Origin of the sequence: Nesterenkonia sp. NBAIMH1, assembly GCF_007922635.1 — a bacterium.
Taxonomy (GTDB): Bacteria; Actinomycetota; Actinomycetes; order Actinomycetales; family Micrococcaceae; genus Nesterenkonia; species Nesterenkonia pannonica.
Genome location: NZ_CP042335.1, coordinates 718,825 through 735,144, shown reverse-complemented (window position 1 = coordinate 735,144; position 16,320 = coordinate 718,825). Strand labels below are relative to the sequence as shown.

Below are 16,320 nucleotides of genomic sequence, written 5' to 3'. Positions count from 1 at the left end.
TACTCCGAGCCTCGAAGCAGGTCTACGGTCAGGCTATGGATCCTTCGAACGAAGCACATGATGACCGCACCCCCGGCGTCCTGGTGGGGCTGGACGGCTCTGCAGACAGCGAGCGAGCATTCCGCGCCGCATTGCGGATCGCGGAGAAGCGGGGACTTCCCCTGCGGCTCGTGGGAGCCTTTGCGTACCCGGCAGTGGTTGGTGCTGACTACGTGCCCGAGGTGGACCAGTTCCTCGACACAATGGCGACAGCAACCAAGAGCGTGCTTGAGTCATACGCGGCGCAGGCCCAGGAGGCCGGCGTTGAGGTCACCATCCTCGCGGTGAAGAGCGACCCGGCAGCAGCGCTGGTGAAGGAGAGCCGCTCCGCAGAGGTGGCGGTGGTCGGCAAGCGCGGTCGGAACAGGTTCACCGGGCGCATGCTCGGCAGCGTCTCGGCGAAGCTGGCCGCGCACAGCCATTGTCCGACGCTCGTCATACCGGCCAAGTGGGAGGCCGGGTCCGCGGAGGAGCTTCTCGCCCCGGCCCAGGAGCACCCCGCTGCTGAGGGGGCCCCGGATGAGCCGATCACCTCGATGGAGGAATCCGCACCTCGAACGCATCAGCGCCGCAGATTCTCCAATGTCGTCCAGAATCTGAACTTCGACTCAGAGGTCGTGGCAGGCGTCGACGTCGACAGCGCCTCCACCGACGTGGTGGATGCGGCGGCTCAGGCGGCTCAGCTGTGGGAGTGGCCCCTCACGCTGGTCTCGGCAGCACCGCTCGACGGGGCGCACTGGTACCCCAACCCGGTGCAGTACAACCTTGAGCTGCCGAGCCTGCGCCGCCAGTACACCGCCCACCTGCAGGAGATGGCGCAGTACGTGGCCGAGAAGTTCCCGGATGTGGCGGTGCGGTGGCAGTTCATCGACGGCTCACCCTCCGGGGCGGTCTCCGAGGCCTCCCGGACCGCGGGGCTGGTGGTGATCGGCACACGCGGCCGCGGCGGATTCGCCGGGCTGCTGCTCGGATCGGTCAGCCAGTCTGTGCTGAACCGCTCAGCATGCCCCGTGCTCGTGGTGCCCACTCACAAGCAGCGATCATGAGCCCCGAGCGCCAGAAGGGCGAGCCGGTGCTTGTGCTGGACGCCGAACAGGCATGGAATCGACTCGAGGGCGCCCGGGTCGGGCGACTCGTCCTCGTCGTCGGGTCGAGGGCGGACATCTTTCCTGTGAACTATGCAGTGGCCCCGGACCGCACGCTCATCTTCAGGACAGCGCCGGGCAAGAAGCTGGCCGAGCTGACGGTCAACGATGAAGTCCTCTTCGAGGCGGATCAGATCTCCACAGATGAAGGCTGGTCCGTCATCGTCAGAGGGCACGCCCATTGGCTGCAGGGAGCAGCGGAGATCGAGCAGGCCGAGTCGCTGGGGCTGCAGCCCTGGGTGTCCACTCTGAAGGACTACTACGTGCAGATCCGGCCCACCGAGATCAGCGGAAGGCACTTCACCTTCGGCCCCCACCCGGAGAGAGAGCTCGGAGAAGGCTCGGAGGGAGGGTGAGGCTCTCCTCACGGACGGTCCGGCGCGAGCACCCGAGCCGGACCCCTTGCGAGTGCGCTCTGCACCGTTCCCAAGAGGCTTAACTGGTGATACCGTTGACAATACTCAATCGGCAATTGGGTTTAGTTGACTGGTTGCACGCTCTTTTGGTGAGAGTTTTTCATTGATCGAAGGGAATGTCATGACGGAATCAAACCTTCAGGGAAACGAATCAAACCAGCCTCATGAAATTGGTGACTGGGCCGATCTGGGACGTGAGATGTGGGCCTATCTCACCGGCCGCGGAGCAATGGTGGACTACACGCTGGTCGATATGACGGTGGAGGTTCCCCGCGATATCGGGCCTGACGCACCACGAGCCGTCTGGAAGTTCGACGGCACTCTGCGCGTGTCCACCACTGACAACGAAAGCTGATCCTTCCGATCACTGGACCGAAAGGTGACCCATGGTGCGCCTGGACATCGATATGACCTTCAGCTGGTCTGAGCCTGAAACCAATGGGCGCACCCCGGCACCGCTGGAAGGGTCCATCACGGCCTCCGGGAAGCACATCACGGTCACCCTGACCAGCGAAGGTCCCGTCCTGCAGAGGTCTCGGGCTCTCACCGAGGCGGTGCGGACGCTGGCTGAAGGCTTGGCCGGTCAGGGGATGACACTCTCGCTGGTGGTGCCTCAGGGCAAGGTTCTGACCATCGGCGATGTCTCGGCGCGACTGCCCCAGCGGATCCTCTCCCGCTCCAAATGGGTCCGCTACGAGTCGCTGCGGACCCTGTCGCGGATGACCAAGCCCAGCGCCGACGACGACTCCGCCGGGGCAGCATTCCTGCCGCCGCCGACGCCGTGGCCCCTGGTGCCCACGGTCAACCGCCGCATCCGTCGCAGGGTCACCACCACCCACAGCGCCCCCGGCTCGGGCCGTCCCAGGCTGCGACTGGTGAAGAACCATCCGGAGCTCGGTCCGGGGCCCCTGATGGAGTTCAACCTCGAGAAGGGCCGCACCCTCATCGGCAGCGCGGACCACTGCGACCTTCAGCTGAGCGACATCTCCGCCGAGCACGCCGAAATCATCCACGATGAGCGCGACGAGTACATCGTGGTCAGTCGCGGCGTCACCACAGGCAGCGTCAACGCCGACTCGACGGACCGAGTCGTCCTGCGGACCGGTTCACGCCTGCAGATCGGGCCGTGGAGAATCATCTTCTTCCGTGAGGAGTACGCCGATCACGGCAGGCCCTTCGGGGGCCGCCAGGGTGGAGAATTCTCCTATCAGCGTCCGCAGTACGACCCGTACCGGCAGCGCGTGGAGTAGTTGCGAAGGGGGCCGCGACGACCGGCGCCCGCCGGTGCGTCGCAGCCCCCTCATCGCATCAGAGGATGGGGTCAGCCCCTGACGTCGTCGTCGACCCAGTCGAAGGTGCGGGTCACGGCCTTCTTCCACAGCCGCAGCTGCCGCTCGCGCTCCGCTGCGTCCATCTGCGGCTCCCAGCGCTTGTCCTCGGACCAGTTGGCCGTCACCGCGTCGGTGGTCTCCCAGTAGCCCACAGCGAGCCCAGCTGCGTAGGCCGCGCCCAGGGCCGTGGTCTCCACGACCTTCGGTCGGATGACAGGGATTCCCAGAATGTCGGACTGGAACTGCATGAGGGCGTCGTTGACGACCATGCCGCCGTCCACGCGCAGATCCTCCATGTCCACGCCCGCGTCGGCGTTCGCCGCGTCGAGGACCTCCCTGGTCTGGAACGCGGTGGCCTCCAGGGCGGCCCGAGCGATGTGCCCCTTGTTGACGTACCGGGTGAGCCCGACGATGACGCCCCGAGCGTCGCCCTTCCAGTAGGGGGCGAAGAGGCCCGAGAAGGCGGGGACGATGTAGACGCCTCCGTTGTCCTCGACGGTCCTGGCGAGCTCCTCGACCTCCGGGGCGGTTCTGATGAGGCCCAGGTTGTCCCGCAGCCACTGAATCAGCGAGCCCGTCACCGCGATGGCGCCCTCCAGGGCGTAGACCGGCTTCTGGTCGCCGAGCTTGTAGGCCAGAGTGGTGAGCAGCCCGTTCTTGGACTGGACGATTTCTTCGCCGGTGTTGACGATGAGGAAGTTTCCCGTGCCGTAGGTGTTCTTCGCGCCGCCCTTCTCAAAGGCTGCCTGGCCGAACGTCGCCGCCTGCTGGTCCCCGAGGATGCCGGCCACCGGCACCTCGCGGAGCAGCTGGCGGCCGTGCACCGTGCCGTACACCTCAGACGATGACTTGATTTCAGGGAGCAGCGACTTGGGAACCCCGAAGATGTCGAGGATCTCGTCGTCCCACTCCAGCGTCTTCAGGTCCATGAAGAGGGTGCGTGAGGCGTTGGTGACGTCGGTGATGTGCACTCCGCCGTCTGTGCCTCCGGTGAGGTTCCACACCAGCCAGCTGTCGGTGGTGCCGAAGAGCAGGTCGCCGGCCTCTGCACGCTCGCGGGTGCCCTCGACGTTGTCCAGGATCCATTTGATCTTGGTTCCGGCGAAGTAGGTGGCCAGCGGCAGCCCGACGCGGTCCTTGAAGCGCTCCGATCCTCCGTCGGCGGAGAGCTCGTCGACGATGTGCTGGGTCCGGGTGTCCTGCCAGACGATGGCGTTGTAGACGGGCTCTCCGGTGTGGCGGTCCCAGATCACCGTCGTCTCGCGCTGGTTGGTGATGCCGACTGAGGCGATCTCGTGGCGCGTCAGGTTCGCGCTGGACAGGGCCTGTCCGATGACTTCACGGGTGTTGGCCCAGATCTCGGCGGGGTCGTGCTCCACCCAGCCGGCGTGCGGGAAGATCTGCTCGTGCTCCTTCTGCCCGCTGGAAATGATGGTTCCCTCGTGGTCGAAGATGATCGCACGAGTGCTGGTGGTGCCTTGGTCGATGGCAATGATGTAGTTCGACATGGTGCTCTCCTTAGGGTCTCGGGTTATGCGACGCGGGGCATCGCGCGGCATTCAGGTCATGCGGTGCTGTGGGGCGAGATGGATCACCCGCCGTTGGCCATGGTGAGGAGGGGTGCGGTGAGCCCTGCGATGGCGCCGCCGATGACGGGTCCGACGATGGGGACCCAGGAGTAGCCCCAGTCGCTGGCGCCCTTGCCCTTGATGGGCAGCAGGGCGTGGGCGATGCGGGGGCCCAGGTCACGGGCCGGGTTGATGGCGTAGCCGGTGGGTCCACCGAGGGAGGCGCCGATGCCGACGACGAGCAGCGCGACGGCCAGAGGGCCGAGACCGCTGGGTGTGTTGGCGAACATGATGACGACGAACACCAGGACGAACGTGGCGATGATCTCGGTGACCATGTTCCAGCCCTTGGACCGTATCGCTGGCCCGGTAGAGAAGACGCCGAGCTTCGCGGCGGGGTCCGGCTCGGCGTCGAAGTGCTGCTTGTAGGACAGCCATGCGAAGACGGCGCCGAGGGTGGCGCCGACCATCTGGCCGGCGAAGTAGATCAGGGTGGTGGCCACGGTGATCTCGGCCCCGGGGGCGTACTCGGCGGTGTCAGGGTTGACCAGGAGTCCGATCGTGACAGCAGGGTTGATGTGCGCGCCGGAGGCGAAGGCGACGTAGACGCCGGCGAAGACACCCAGGCCCCAGCCGAAGTTGACCATCAGGAACCCGCCGCTGTTGCCTTTGGTCTTGGTCAGGACGGCGTTGGCGACGACGCCGCAGCCGAGCAGGATCAGGATCCCGGTTCCGAACATTTCGGAGATGAATATTTCTAGCAGTGACATGTGCTTTCCGATCTCATCGAAGGTGTGGGGCTGTGCTGATCAGAGCCGAATATGGTGCCGTCGGCTCAGGAGGTGGCGGGTGGTGGCGATCTCGGATGCCTTCTCGGCGTCGCTCCAGCTGAGGTGCTCACCCATGAGCGAGGCGAGCTCGTCCAGCAGCTCGTCGCTGACGCGTCCGGTGAAGGCGAGGTCAGTGCGCCGCTGGAGGATGTCGGTCAGGTGCAGGGCCTGTTCGCGCTCGATCATGCGTATGACCTCGGCGGTGCCCAGCTCCGGGGCTGAGGCGAGCGGCCGGTCGTCGTGGCGCTGCAGGTGGTCGAGCACCTCAGGGGCGCGTGTGCCGTATCGCTCGAAGAGCTGAACGGCACGTGGGCGGCTGACACGGTCGGAGAGGTGCTGATCGATCCACACGGCCGCCTCGTCGGGGGAGACGGGGTAGTCCCGGCCGCCGCCGATGGGCAGGCCCTGGGTGGTCGTCTGTCGGCTCATGCCGAGCATGGGCAGCACCTCGTCCGCGAGCTGGGCCCCCAGGGCGCGGAAGGTGGTCCACTTGCCGCCGACGACGCTGATGATGGCCTGCGTGCCCTTCGGAGCGGTCTCCTCGTTGCGCTCCAGCCGGTAGTCCCGGGAGATCAGCCCGGGCTCGAGATTCTCGTGGCTGGGCAGGGGGCGCACTCCGGAGAACGAGTAGACGATGGCGCTGCGGTCCACCGTGATGGCGGGGAAGACGTGTGCGATCAGGTCGAAGAAGTAGTCGATCTCCTCCTCGGTGCAGACCGCCTCGCCCACAGGCTCGTCCTCCGAGGGTTCGATGTCGGTGGTGCCGACCAGCACGCGCTCGCCGATGGGGTAGATGAGCACGATCCGCCCGTCGGAGTGCTCGAAGAACACCTCCCGGCCCGCGCAGGCCTTCAGCAGCAGCGGGTGGTCCAGGACGATGTGCGAACCTTTGGTGCCGCCCATGTAGGCGGTGGGGCTGCCGGAGGCGGCATTGGTCTCGTCGACCCACACGCCGGTGACGTTCAGGATCACATCAGCGGTGAATCCGAAGTCCGTCCCGGTGCTCTCGTCCCGCAGGAGGATGCCGTCGGGCCCCATGGACCGGACGCTCACGTAGTTGGAGGCCCGCGCCGAGGGGTTCGCCTCCAGTCCGCTGGAGAGCACGTCGAGGGTGAGTCGCTCCGGGTTGTGCACGGAGGCGTCGAAGTAGGTGGCTGCGTAGCGGAGGCCCGGGTGCAGCATGGGCATCTCGCGCAGCGCGGTCGTGCGGCCCACGAATCGATGACGGGGCACGGAGCCGCGCCGGCGGGAGAAGGCATCGTAGACGGTGAGGCCCACTTTGATGAGCGCGGCGCCGCGTTCGGTGCGCTCTGCGCGGCGACGCGAGAGGAAGCCCACGGAACCGGAGAGCAGTCCGGAGAAGGTCGTGAAGATGGGAATGGTGGTCTTGAGGGGTTTGACGTAGTGCGGTGCGGTCTTCAGCAGGTCGTTGCGCTCGTCCACGGATTCCGACACCAGCCGGAACTCGCCGTTCTCCAGGTAGCGGATGCCCCCATGAATCATGTGTGACGAGGCGCCGCTGGCTCCGCTGCAGTAGTCATTCTTCTCGACCAGCGCCGCATCGACCCCCTGCAGAGCCAGGTCGCGGAAGACGGAGACCCCGTTGATGCCCCCGCCGATGACCAGAACCTGAGCGTGAGGCCGTGAGGCGAGGGCCTCCGCCGACGGGCGCAGACGGGACGAACGAAAAACATCTTGAGAATCAGATGAATGCGAACTCTTAACACTCAAGATGATCGTCCTTAGATTGATATTTCTTGGGAGCGAAAATTCGCCTATGACTATTGTGAGGAGGCTCACATTCGACAGTCAACGAAACTGCACGTACGTGCAGAGGGTCGCTATGGTGCCGCACTGGACTTTTCTGGTAAGTCATCGAAAAGCGCAGGTCAGCGGCGAAAAGCCGCGTCTGGCGTCCTTGAGCGCGTGGGTGTCCTGCGAGCGTGAAAGGGCTCTGAGGCTGCACGAATGCGCCATGGCCTCTCGAGGGAGACGGGCGTGACTGCTTCTGAGGGGGGCGCCCCGACCTCAGGTCGACGGTCCGCCCGGCGAGTGCGGAACCAATTCTGCTGGGCGAGTCCGTGCTGAGCGGCACGCTGGCGCCGTCGGATGGCATGCAGTCGTTCGACCCGCGGCAGGGGAGTGCGGGCACTGTCACCTAATTGTCTTGACAACCGGACATCACGAAGTGGAGAGTGTTCTACGACACGTTGTGATGTCCGCGTCCCCGGCGCGGCATCCCTGAGGACGGATCCGAGGAGGTCTCCGGTGACGGTGAAGCCCACGCACACACCCTCCGCGGCGCAGGACGGCACGGCATCGCCCCTCCTCGTCGGGACCGCCCCCGACTCGTGGGGAGTCTGGTTCGCCGAGGACCCGCTCCAGACCCCCTGGCACCGCTTTCTCGATGAGGTGGCCGAAGCCGGATACCACTACGTGGAGCTCGGCCCCTACGGATACCTGCCCACCGATGCGGCGCGGCTGCGGGACGAGCTGGCCGCACGCGATCTGCAGGTGAGCGCAGGCACCGTCTTCACCGGATTCCACCGCACTGACGCTGAGGAGCGGGAGGCCGTCTGGCGGCAGGTCCACGAGGTTGCCGAGCTCACGGCAGCCGTCGGCGGTCAGCACATCGTCGTGATTCCCGCGATGTGGCGCGACGACGTCACCGGCGAAGCCGTCGAGGAGGAGCACCTCGGCCCACAGCAGTGGGAGAGTCTCTTCGCCGGCCACAACGAGCTCGGGAGGGTTCTTCAGGAGGAGTACGGCCTGCGGCAGCAGTTCCATTCCCACGCCGACTCCCACGTGTGCAGCCAGGATCAGATCACCCGGTTCCTGGAGGGGACGGATCCCCAGTTCGTGACGCTGTGCCTGGACACCGGCCATGCCGAATACGGCGGCGCATCCTCCGCGGAGATCCTCACACAGCACCCGGAGCGTGTGGAGTACCTGCACCTGAAGCAGGTCGACCCCGCAGTTCTGGAGACTGTTCGCCGCGAGAGCATGACGTGGGCAGAGGCCAACAGGGCAGGGGTCATGGTGGAGCCGCCGGCCGGGCTGCCTGACCTGTCCGAGATCGTCGAGGAGCTCGAAAAGCTCGGCCGCAGCTTCTTCAGCATTGTTGAGCAGGACATGTACCCGGTCTCCTCCTTCGACGCTCCGCTGCCCATCGCCGCACGAACGCGCCGCTATCTCTGCGGCTGCGGCTCCCGCACCCGAATCCGCTGAGGAGAGACAGTTGAACTACGACGTCATCACAACCGGTCGCATCAGCGTCGACATCTACCCCCACGACATCGGAGTCGGCCTCGGGTCCGTCGAAACCTTCGGCAAGTACCTCGGAGGCTCCCCCTCCAACGTGGCAGTCGCCGCGGCCCGGCACGGTCGTCGCACAGCTCTCATCACCCGGACCGGGGACGACCCCTTCGGAGACTTTCTCCGGTCCGAGCTCTCCCGCTACGGCGTGGACCCAAAGTGGGCCACGCCTGTGCCGGACCTGCAGACCCCCGTCACCTTCTGTGCGATCCAGCCGCCCGAAGACTTTCCTCTGTACTTCTACGGGCGGCGCCCCACCGCACCGGACTGGGAGATCGACGCCGCTGAGGTGGACTACCAAGCGGTGCGCGAGGCATCGATCTTCTGGTCCACCGTCACCGGCATGGTGCGCTCAGCATCCCGCGAGGCCCAGGTCGCGATGCACAGGGTGCGTCCGCGGGACATGCTCGCCGAGGGGCAGCACACCATCCTCGATCTCGACTACCGGCCGATGTTCTGGTCGTCCAAGGAGCAGGCCCGTGAGCAGGTCCAGCGCATCCTGCCCTTCGTCACGGTCGCAGTGGGCAACTCCGAGGAGTGCTCCGTCGCTGTCGGCGAGGGCACGGCGGACGAGCAGGCGGACCGGCTCCTGGCCGCGGGGGTGCAGCTGGCGGTGGTCAAGCTGGGCTCCGCCGGCGTGATGGCGGCGACGCCTGACGAGCGGGTCGTCTCGGAGCCCATACCCGTGGAGACGGTCAACGGCCTGGGGGCCGGGGATGCCTTCGGCGGCGCGCTCTGCCACGGGCTTCTGGCCGGCTGGCCGCTGCGCAGCATCCTCGACTTCGCCAACGCCGCCGGGGCGCACGTGGCGGCCCGGATCGCATGCTCCGAAGCGATGCCCGCAGAGGCCGAGCTGCGCGCCATGCTGCAGGGGCGAGGCCGCGAACTTCCTCCGACCGCCGCAGCCCAGCCGTCGGCGCCTCAGGGTCAGGGCTGAGCCGATGACGAACGAGACCCTGACCCTCAGCGAACCCGGCGATGACAGCCCCGCGCGCTACGAAGCGCTGACCCGCATCCGTCTCGAAGATCCCGACGCCGTGCTCCGTGCCGCGCGGGCCCGTCGCCCCCACCCGGGGCCCGTCTGCGGACGGCAGAACTTCATCATCGCCGCCGACCATCCGGCACGCGGCGCGCTCGCCGTGAAGGACGACGTCCACGCCATGGCCGACCGCCGGTCCCTGCTGGACCGCCTGCGCATCGCGTTGGCCAACCCCATGGTCGACGGGGTTCTCGCCTCCCCGGACGTGCTGGACGACCTGCTCCTCATCGGGGCGCTGGAGGGCAAGCTGCTGTTCGGCTCCATGAACCGCGGCGGGCTGCCCGGTCTGGTCAACGAGATCGATGACCGGTTCACCGGCCACACGGCTGAGGCCCTCGCCGAGATCGGAGCCGACGGGGGCAAGATGCTGACCCGCATCGCCTTCGACTCCGAGCACACCACCGCGGCCCTCGAGGCCACGGCGCGGGCGGTCGACTCGCTGCATGAGAGGCGCATGATCGCCATGGTGGAGCCCTTCCTCTCCACCGCCCGGGGCGAGCGTGTCACCAACGTGCTCACCACAGAGGCGGTGATCCAGTCGGTTGCCATCGCCCAGGGCCTGGGCGCGCGTTCGGCGCGCACCTGGATGAAGCTGCCCGTGGTCGAGGAGATGGAGCGGGTCATGGCCGCCACCACTCTTCCGACGGTTCTCCTCGGCGGCGACCCCAGCAGCAGCACCGACGAGGCGCTCGAGTCGTGGCGCAGCGCCCTGCGCCTTCCCGGAGTGCAGGGGCTCACCGTGGGCCGCACCCTCCTGTACCCGGACGACGGCGACGTCGCCTCCGCCGTCGAGACCGCCGCATCCCTGCTGACTCACACCACCCAGGAGACCCGATGAGCACGCGCACCCGCACCCTCACCGTCGCGCAGGCGACGGTGGAGTTCCTCGCCAACCAGTGGACCGTGGACGTCGTCGACGGCGAACGCGTCGAGGTTCGCACCATTCCGGGCATGCACGGGATCTTCGGCCACGGCAATCTTGCCGGAGTCGGTCAGGCGCTCAAGCAGTCGCAGGTCAAGGCGTCCGGCCTCATGCCCTACCACCAGGGTCGCAATGAGCAGGCTCTGGTGCATCAGGCGGTCGGCTACGCCAGGCATACCCGCCGCCGGCAGACCTACGGTGTGACGGCCTCCATAGGCCCCGGCTCGACGAACATGGCCACCGGTGCCGCCCTGGCCACCACCAACCGTCTGCCCGCCCTGCTGCTCGCCTCCGACGAGTTCGCCACCCGTGCCCCGGACCCGGTGCTTCAGCAGCTGGAGCTGCCGCATTCCTACGACGTCACGTGTGCCGACATCTTCCGGCCGATCAGTCGGTACTTCGACCGGGTGCAGCGGCCCGAGCAGCTGTTCTCCGCGCTGCTCAGCGGGATGCGCGTCCTGATGGACCCGGCCGAGACCGGTGCGGTGACGATTGCGCTTCCCCAGGACGTCCAGGCGGAGCGGCTGGAGGTCCCGGAGGCGTTCCTCGCTCCCCGCCGATGGCGCATCCGGCGGCCCGGTCCTGAGGCCGAGGACATCGCCGCGGCCGTTGAGGCGCTGCGCGATGCGAAGCAGCCGCTCATCATCGCCGGCGGGGGAGTGCACTACGCGTTCGCAGCGGAGAGGCTCCGGGAGTTCGCGGAGGCCACCGGCATTCCCGTCGCGTACACCCAGTCCGGCGTCGGAAGCATGGAGTGGGACCACGAGCTGTGCCTGGGCGCGATCGGGTCCACCGGGTCGACGGCCTCGAACGCGTACGCCAGGGACGCTGACGTCATCCTCGGGATCGGCACCCGGTACGAAGACTTCACCACAGCCTCGAAGACTGCGTTCCAGAACCCGGATGTCCGATTCGTCAACGTCAACATCGCGGGCATGGATGCCTACAAGGCCGGGGCGTCGGTGCAGATCGTCGCGGATGCAGGCAAGACGCTCCCCGAGCTTCAGGATGGGCTCAGCGCCGCGGGGTTCCGGCTGCCGACGGGGGCAGCGGAGCTGGTGCGCAGGGAACGGGCCCGGTGGAATGCGGCCGTCGACGAGTCCTTCAGCGTGCGCCATCAGCCGCTCCCCGCGCAGACCGAGATCATCGGCGCCGTGAACGCGGCCATGGATGATCGCGACGTCGTCGTCTGCGCGGCGGGCTCCCTTCCCGGTGACCTCCACAAGCTGTGGCGCGTCAGGGACCCCTACGGATATCACGTGGAGTACGCGTTCTCCTGCATGGGCTACGAGATCGCCGGCGGCCTGGGGCTCAAGCGTGCCGCGCTGCATGAGGCCCTCGCCACGGCGGGAAGCCCCGACGGTGGGCGCGATGTGGTGGTGATGGTCGGCGACGGCTCCTACCTCATGATGCACACCGAACTGGTGACAGCAGTGGCCGAAGGCACCAAGCTGATCGTCGTGCTGCTGCAGAATCACGGGTTCGCCTCCATCGGCTCCCTCTCCGAATCTGTGGGCTCAGAGCGATTCGGAACGAAGTACCGGTACGCGCAGCAGGGCAGCCCCGCCGACGGGGAAGGGGAGGCTCTTCCCGTCGATCTTGCCGCCAACGCCGCATCGCTGGGCGTCAGCGTGCTGCGCGTGGAGCCCGGCGCCGATGCCGTCGACCGCCTGCGGGCAGCGGTGGCCGAGGCGAAGGCCCGGCCGGAAGGATCCGGCCCGGTCCTCATCCACATCCACTCCGACCTGTACCTGGACTCCCCGGACTCCGAGTCCTGGTGGGACGTGCCCGTCGCCGACGTCGCAGAGCTGGACTCCACCATCTCCGCCCGCACCACCTACGCAGAATTCAAATCCCGGCAGCGTCACCTGCTGGGCGAGGAAGGAAAGAGCTCATGAGCATCACCGACATCACACACTGGATCAGCGGCACGCCGGACCCCGGCGAGGGCGAGCGCCGGCAGGAGGTGTACAACCCGGCGACGGGCGAGGTCAGCGGCAGTCTGCACCTCGGAGATGAGCGCGACCTCCAGAAGACCCTGGAGGCGGCCCGCGCCGCCGCCGACTCATGGTCGGAGGCCTCCCTGTCCCGGCGCATGGCAGTCCTCTTCAAGTTCCGCGAACTGGTCCACAGCCATACCCAGGAGCTCGCTGCGATCATCACGGCTGAGCACGGCAAGGTGCTCTCCGACGCTGCCGGCGAGGTGGGACGCGGCCTTGAGGTCGTCGAGTTCGCCTGCGCCCTGCCGCAGACGCTGAAGGGCGAGTACACCGAACAGATCTCCTCCGGGATCGACGTCTTCTCCTTCCGGCAGCCGCTCGGCGTCGTCGCCGGCATCACGCCGTTCAACTTCCCTGCAATGGTTCCCCTGTGGATGGCGCCCCTGGCCATCGCCACCGGCAACGCGTTCGTGCTCAAGCCCTCGGAGCGCGACCCCTCAGCGTCGCTGCTGCTGGCCGAGCTCTGGAAGGAGGCAGGGCTGCCGGACGGCGTCTTCCAAGTGCTGCACGGGGACAAGGAGATCGTCAACGGTCTGCTGACCCACGAGCTGGTCGACGCGATCTCCTTCGTGGGGTCCACCCCGATCGCACGGCATGTCTATGAGACGGGCACGCGGCACGGAAAGCGGGTGCAGGCCCTCGGGGGCGCCAAGAACCACGCGGTGGTCATGCCCGACGCGGACCTCGACCTCGCAGCCGATCACCTCTCCGCCGCGGCGTTCGGCTCCGCCGGCGAGCGGTGCATGGCCGTGTCCGTGGCTGTGGCAGTGGGCGACGCCGCGGAGCAGCTGGTGGCGAAGGTCGGCGAGCGGGCCCGGTCCATCACCGTGGGCGAGGGCACCCAGGACGGAGTGGAGATGGGCCCGCTCATCACCCCGGCGTCGCAGGATCGGGTGCGGCGGCTCGTCACGGAGGCTGAGCAGGACGGAGCGGCCGTCGTCGTCGACGGTCGGGACCTCGTCGTCACGGGGCACGAGGAGGGCTTCTTCGTGGGGCCGACGGTCCTGGACAGGGTCACGGAGGCGATGTCCGCGTACGAGGAGGAGATCTTCGGGCCGGTCCTGGCCGTGGTGCGCGTCGACACGCTGGAGGACGCCATCTCCCTCATCAACGCGAATCCCTACGGGAACGGCACGGCGATCTTCACCGGCTCGGGCCACTCCGCGCGCACGTTCCAGAGCAGGGTCACTGTCGGGATGATCGGCGTCAATGTGCCGGTGCCTGTGCCGGCGGCCCAGCACTCGTTCGGCGGGTGGAAGGACTCGCTGTTCGGCGACCACCACATCTACGGCCCCGACGGGGTGCGCTTCTACACGCGGGGCAAAGTCGTCACCCAGCGCTGGCCCGCCCAGAACGACGAATCTGGGGCGTCCCTGAACTTTCCGTCCAACGGCTGAGGAAGGATCATCATGACCCAGGAAGAGCTGCGCGTCGGAGTGGTCGGTGCCGGCCGGATGGGCGCCGACCACGTCGACAGGCTGGCCCACCACATCCTGCGCGCGCGGGTGTCCGCGGTGGTGGACGTGGATCCGCTCCGAGCGGCCGAGGTTGCCCAGACGGCTCCGGCAGCGGAGAGCTTCACCGCGCTCCAGGAGATGCTTGACGCCGATGCGGTGGACGCTGTGGTGCTGGCCACGCCGGGGTTTCTGCACGAGGAGGCGCTGCTGCGCCTGATCCACGCCGGCATCCCCACGCTGTGCGAGAAGCCCCTGACGCCCGATCCGGAGTCGTCGATGCGGGTGATGGAGGCGGAGGCCGTCTCGGGCCGGCAGCTCATCCAGGTGGGCTTCATGCGCCGGTTCGACGCCGGGTACCGTCAGCTGAAGGCCGTCATCAACTCCGGCGAGTACGGGGAGCTTCTGATGCTGCACCTGCAGCACCGGAACCCCTCCACGCCCCCTGGGTTCACCAACGAGATGATCATCAACGATTCGGTCGTCCACGAGTTCGATGCGGTCCGCTTCTTCACGGGCAGCGAGATCGACTCTGTGCAGGTCCGCGTCGGCCGCACCACTTCGCTGGCTGCTCCCGGGCTGCAGGATCCGCAGCAGGTGGTGATCCAGACCTCCTCCGGGCTGCTGGCGGACGTTGAGATCTTCTGCTCCGCCCAGTTCGGGTACCAGGTGCGGACGCAGGCGGTGTTCGAGCGCGGCGTGGTGGCCGTCGGCGAAGCGGGGGAGCTGGAGGTCACCGCGGATGGTCGCCGCGGCACTGCCGTGGACGCGGGCTTCGTCTCCCGTTTTCGGGATGCCTACGACGTCGAGGTGCAGGCTTGGGTCGATGCGGTGCACCAGGGCCGCATCGCCGGGCCCTCCGCATGGGACGGCTATGCCACGGCGGCCTGCTGCGCGGCAGGCGTGGCAAGCCAGGGCGGTGACGGTATCGTCAGCGTGGAGCTTGCGGCACGTCCGGAGTTCTACGGGTGATGGTCACCCCGCAGCGTGATCAGGCGCGCTGTCGCAGTGAGGAGCAACCATGTCGGAGGACACCTCAGAGCTGACGCTGGGAGTGCTGGGAGCAGGGCGCATCGGCCGCATCCATGCCGCGCATATGGCGATGCATCCGCAGGTCGGCGCCGTCGTGCTGCTCGGCCGGGATCAGGGACGGCTGGAGAGCGCGCTCCCGGAGATCCTGCGCATCGCCGAGGAGGCTCCGCGACCCTCCGATCAGGAGCAGGTCGCAGCGAAGCTTCGCCCGCGCGTGCTCCCGGAGTCCGCAGGGCGCGTCGGGGCGTATGAGGGACTGGACGGACTGGTCGTGGCCGCCTCCACGGAGGCACACGGGCCTCTCATCACCGAGGCTGTCGCCTCTGGGATCCCGCTGCTGATCGAGAAGCCTCTGGCCGCCTCCGTGGAGGAGCAGCTCGAGCTCATCCGGCTGATGGAGTCCCGCGGGATCCGAGCGATGATGGGCTACAACCGGCGCTTCGACGACGCTCACCGGCAGCTGCGCAGCCGGGTGCTCTCCGGCGTCCTGGGAACCCCCGGGGTGCCGTGGCGGTGAACCTGGACTATCTGGACGCCGACGAGGCGTTCGTGCCCCTCGTCCGGGGCCTGTGGCGCGACCTGGCCGTCCATGACTTCAATGCCCTGGCGTGGATCTTCGATGACCGGATCGTCTCCGTGTCCGCGCACAGCTCCGTGGCGGAGAACCCCATGTATGGGCGCCACGGAGATGTCGACACGGCCTCGGCCGTGCTGAAGTTCTCCTCGGGCGCCGTGGCCACCCTGCTGTGCGGCCGGCGCATGGGGTGGAGGCAGGAGACCCGGATGGAGGTGCACGGCACGGAGGGCTCTGAGAGCACCGACGTCGCGGCCACGGGCTCGCGCACTCACCGCCTCGACGGGCATGAGGAGCAGGGCGAGCCGTTCACCAGCGCCATGACCCGCTTCAAGGAGTCCTACCTCAACGAGACGGACGAGTTCGTGAGGCTCGTGCTGGGCGCCGAGAGCACCTCGCCTCCCAGGCAGTGCTTGGCCGCCCTGCAGGTCGCGCTCGCGGCGGAGGAGTCGGTCCGAACGGGCCGCACGGTTGAGATTGCCTGAGGCCCTCCCGCTCTGCGCTGTCAGGAGAGAGGCCGGCGTCCCAGAGAACCTGCCCCTTTCCTGACCATATGTCTTGACATTAGTACTAACGACTCATAGCCTACATTTCATCAGGAAAATGTGACTCGGCTCACGTTAGCGTTGTCTCGTGGCTCACGCTGACGCTGTCT

15 protein-coding genes are annotated in these 16,320 nt (G+C 67.5%); 12 read left to right on the top strand and 3 right to left on the bottom strand.

Going from position 1 to position 16,320, the window contains the following annotated elements:
* Positions 1 to 35 precede the first annotated feature (35 nt).
* The 4 genes from FS388_RS03450 (at position 36) to FS388_RS03435 (ending at position 2,850) form a co-directional block, all read left to right on the top strand.
* Positions 36 to 1,085, top strand: a complete 1,050-nt coding sequence (locus FS388_RS03450) for a universal stress protein (protein ID WP_146339727.1) — start codon at positions 36 to 38, stop codon at positions 1,083 to 1,085.
* On the top strand, positions 1,082 to 1,540 hold the full coding sequence (locus FS388_RS03445) for a pyridoxamine 5'-phosphate oxidase family protein (protein ID WP_146339725.1): 459 nt from the start codon (positions 1,082 to 1,084) through the stop codon (positions 1,538 to 1,540). The genes FS388_RS03450 and FS388_RS03445 overlap by 4 nt, the downstream gene beginning before the upstream one ends.
* 181 nt (positions 1,541 to 1,721) lie before the next feature.
* On the top strand, positions 1,722 to 1,955 hold the full coding sequence (locus tag FS388_RS03440; RefSeq protein ID WP_146339723.1) for a hypothetical protein: 234 nt from the start codon (positions 1,722 to 1,724) through the stop codon (positions 1,953 to 1,955).
* Positions 1,956 to 1,986: 31 nt separating this feature from the next.
* Positions 1,987 to 2,850, top strand: coding sequence for an FHA domain-containing protein (locus FS388_RS03435; RefSeq protein WP_146339721.1), 864 nt, complete (start codon positions 1,987 to 1,989; stop codon positions 2,848 to 2,850).
* Between the two features lie 71 nt (positions 2,851 to 2,921).
* On the opposite strand, the gene glpK is transcribed toward FS388_RS03435, so the two are convergent.
* The 3 genes from glpK to FS388_RS03420 form a co-directional block, all read right to left on the bottom strand.
* Positions 2,922 to 4,439: a glycerol kinase GlpK gene (glpK, locus tag FS388_RS03430; protein ID WP_146339719.1), complete on the bottom strand. Its 1,518-nt coding sequence runs from the start codon at positions 4,437 to 4,439 to the stop codon at positions 2,922 to 2,924.
* Between the two features lie 83 nt (positions 4,440 to 4,522).
* On the bottom strand, positions 4,523 to 5,269 hold the full coding sequence (locus tag FS388_RS03425) for an MIP/aquaporin family protein (protein ID WP_146339717.1): 747 nt from the start codon (positions 5,267 to 5,269) through the stop codon (positions 4,523 to 4,525).
* A gap of 39 nt (positions 5,270 to 5,308) precedes the next feature.
* Positions 5,309 to 7,060, bottom strand: coding sequence for a glycerol-3-phosphate dehydrogenase/oxidase (locus FS388_RS03420; RefSeq protein WP_371708605.1), 1,752 nt, complete (start codon positions 7,058 to 7,060; stop codon positions 5,309 to 5,311).
* Positions 7,061 to 7,597: 537 nt separating this feature from the next.
* On the opposite strand from FS388_RS03420, the gene FS388_RS03415 reads away from it, so the two are divergent.
* Genes FS388_RS03415 through FS388_RS03380 form a run of 8 tightly spaced genes read left to right on the top strand, consistent with a single transcriptional unit; the run spans position 7,598 to position 16,150 of the window.
* The gene (locus tag FS388_RS03415) at positions 7,598 to 8,557 is read left to right on the top strand and encodes a sugar phosphate isomerase/epimerase (protein WP_246836278.1); all 960 of its coding nucleotides are present in this window, start codon (positions 7,598 to 7,600) and stop codon (positions 8,555 to 8,557) included.
* A gap of 10 nt (positions 8,558 to 8,567) precedes the next feature.
* Positions 8,568 to 9,581 (top strand): 5-dehydro-2-deoxygluconokinase, encoded by a 1,014-nt coding sequence (iolC, locus tag FS388_RS03410; protein ID WP_146339713.1) that lies wholly within the window; start codon positions 8,568 to 8,570, stop codon positions 9,579 to 9,581.
* A 4-nt stretch (positions 9,582 to 9,585) separates the two neighbouring features.
* Entirely contained in the window at positions 9,586 to 10,521 is a 936-nt protein-coding gene (locus FS388_RS03405) for a deoxyribose-phosphate aldolase (RefSeq protein ID WP_146339711.1), read from the top strand.
* On the top strand, positions 10,518 to 12,503 hold the full coding sequence (gene iolD / locus FS388_RS03400; RefSeq protein WP_146339709.1) for a 3D-(3,5/4)-trihydroxycyclohexane-1,2-dione acylhydrolase (decyclizing): 1,986 nt from the start codon (positions 10,518 to 10,520) through the stop codon (positions 12,501 to 12,503). The genes FS388_RS03405 and iolD overlap by 4 nt, the downstream gene beginning before the upstream one ends.
* Positions 12,500 to 14,002, top strand: coding sequence for a CoA-acylating methylmalonate-semialdehyde dehydrogenase (locus FS388_RS03395; RefSeq protein WP_146339707.1), 1,503 nt, complete (start codon positions 12,500 to 12,502; stop codon positions 14,000 to 14,002). The genes iolD and FS388_RS03395 overlap by 4 nt, the downstream gene beginning before the upstream one ends.
* Before the next feature lie 12 nt (positions 14,003 to 14,014).
* A complete protein-coding gene (locus FS388_RS03390; RefSeq protein WP_146339705.1) occupies positions 14,015 to 15,031 on the top strand; it encodes a Gfo/Idh/MocA family protein in 1,017 nt (338 codons plus the stop codon).
* Positions 15,032 to 15,080: 49 nt separating this feature from the next.
* Positions 15,081 to 15,608 (top strand): Gfo/Idh/MocA family oxidoreductase, encoded by a 528-nt coding sequence (locus FS388_RS03385; protein WP_146339703.1) that lies wholly within the window; start codon positions 15,081 to 15,083, stop codon positions 15,606 to 15,608.
* Positions 15,605 to 16,150 carry a Gfo/Idh/MocA family oxidoreductase gene (locus tag FS388_RS03380; protein WP_146339701.1) on the top strand — a complete coding sequence of 182 codons (546 nt, stop codon included), beginning with the start codon at positions 15,605 to 15,607 and terminating at the stop codon, positions 16,148 to 16,150. The genes FS388_RS03385 and FS388_RS03380 overlap by 4 nt, the downstream gene beginning before the upstream one ends.
* The last annotated feature ends 170 nt before the right edge of the window (positions 16,151 to 16,320 follow it).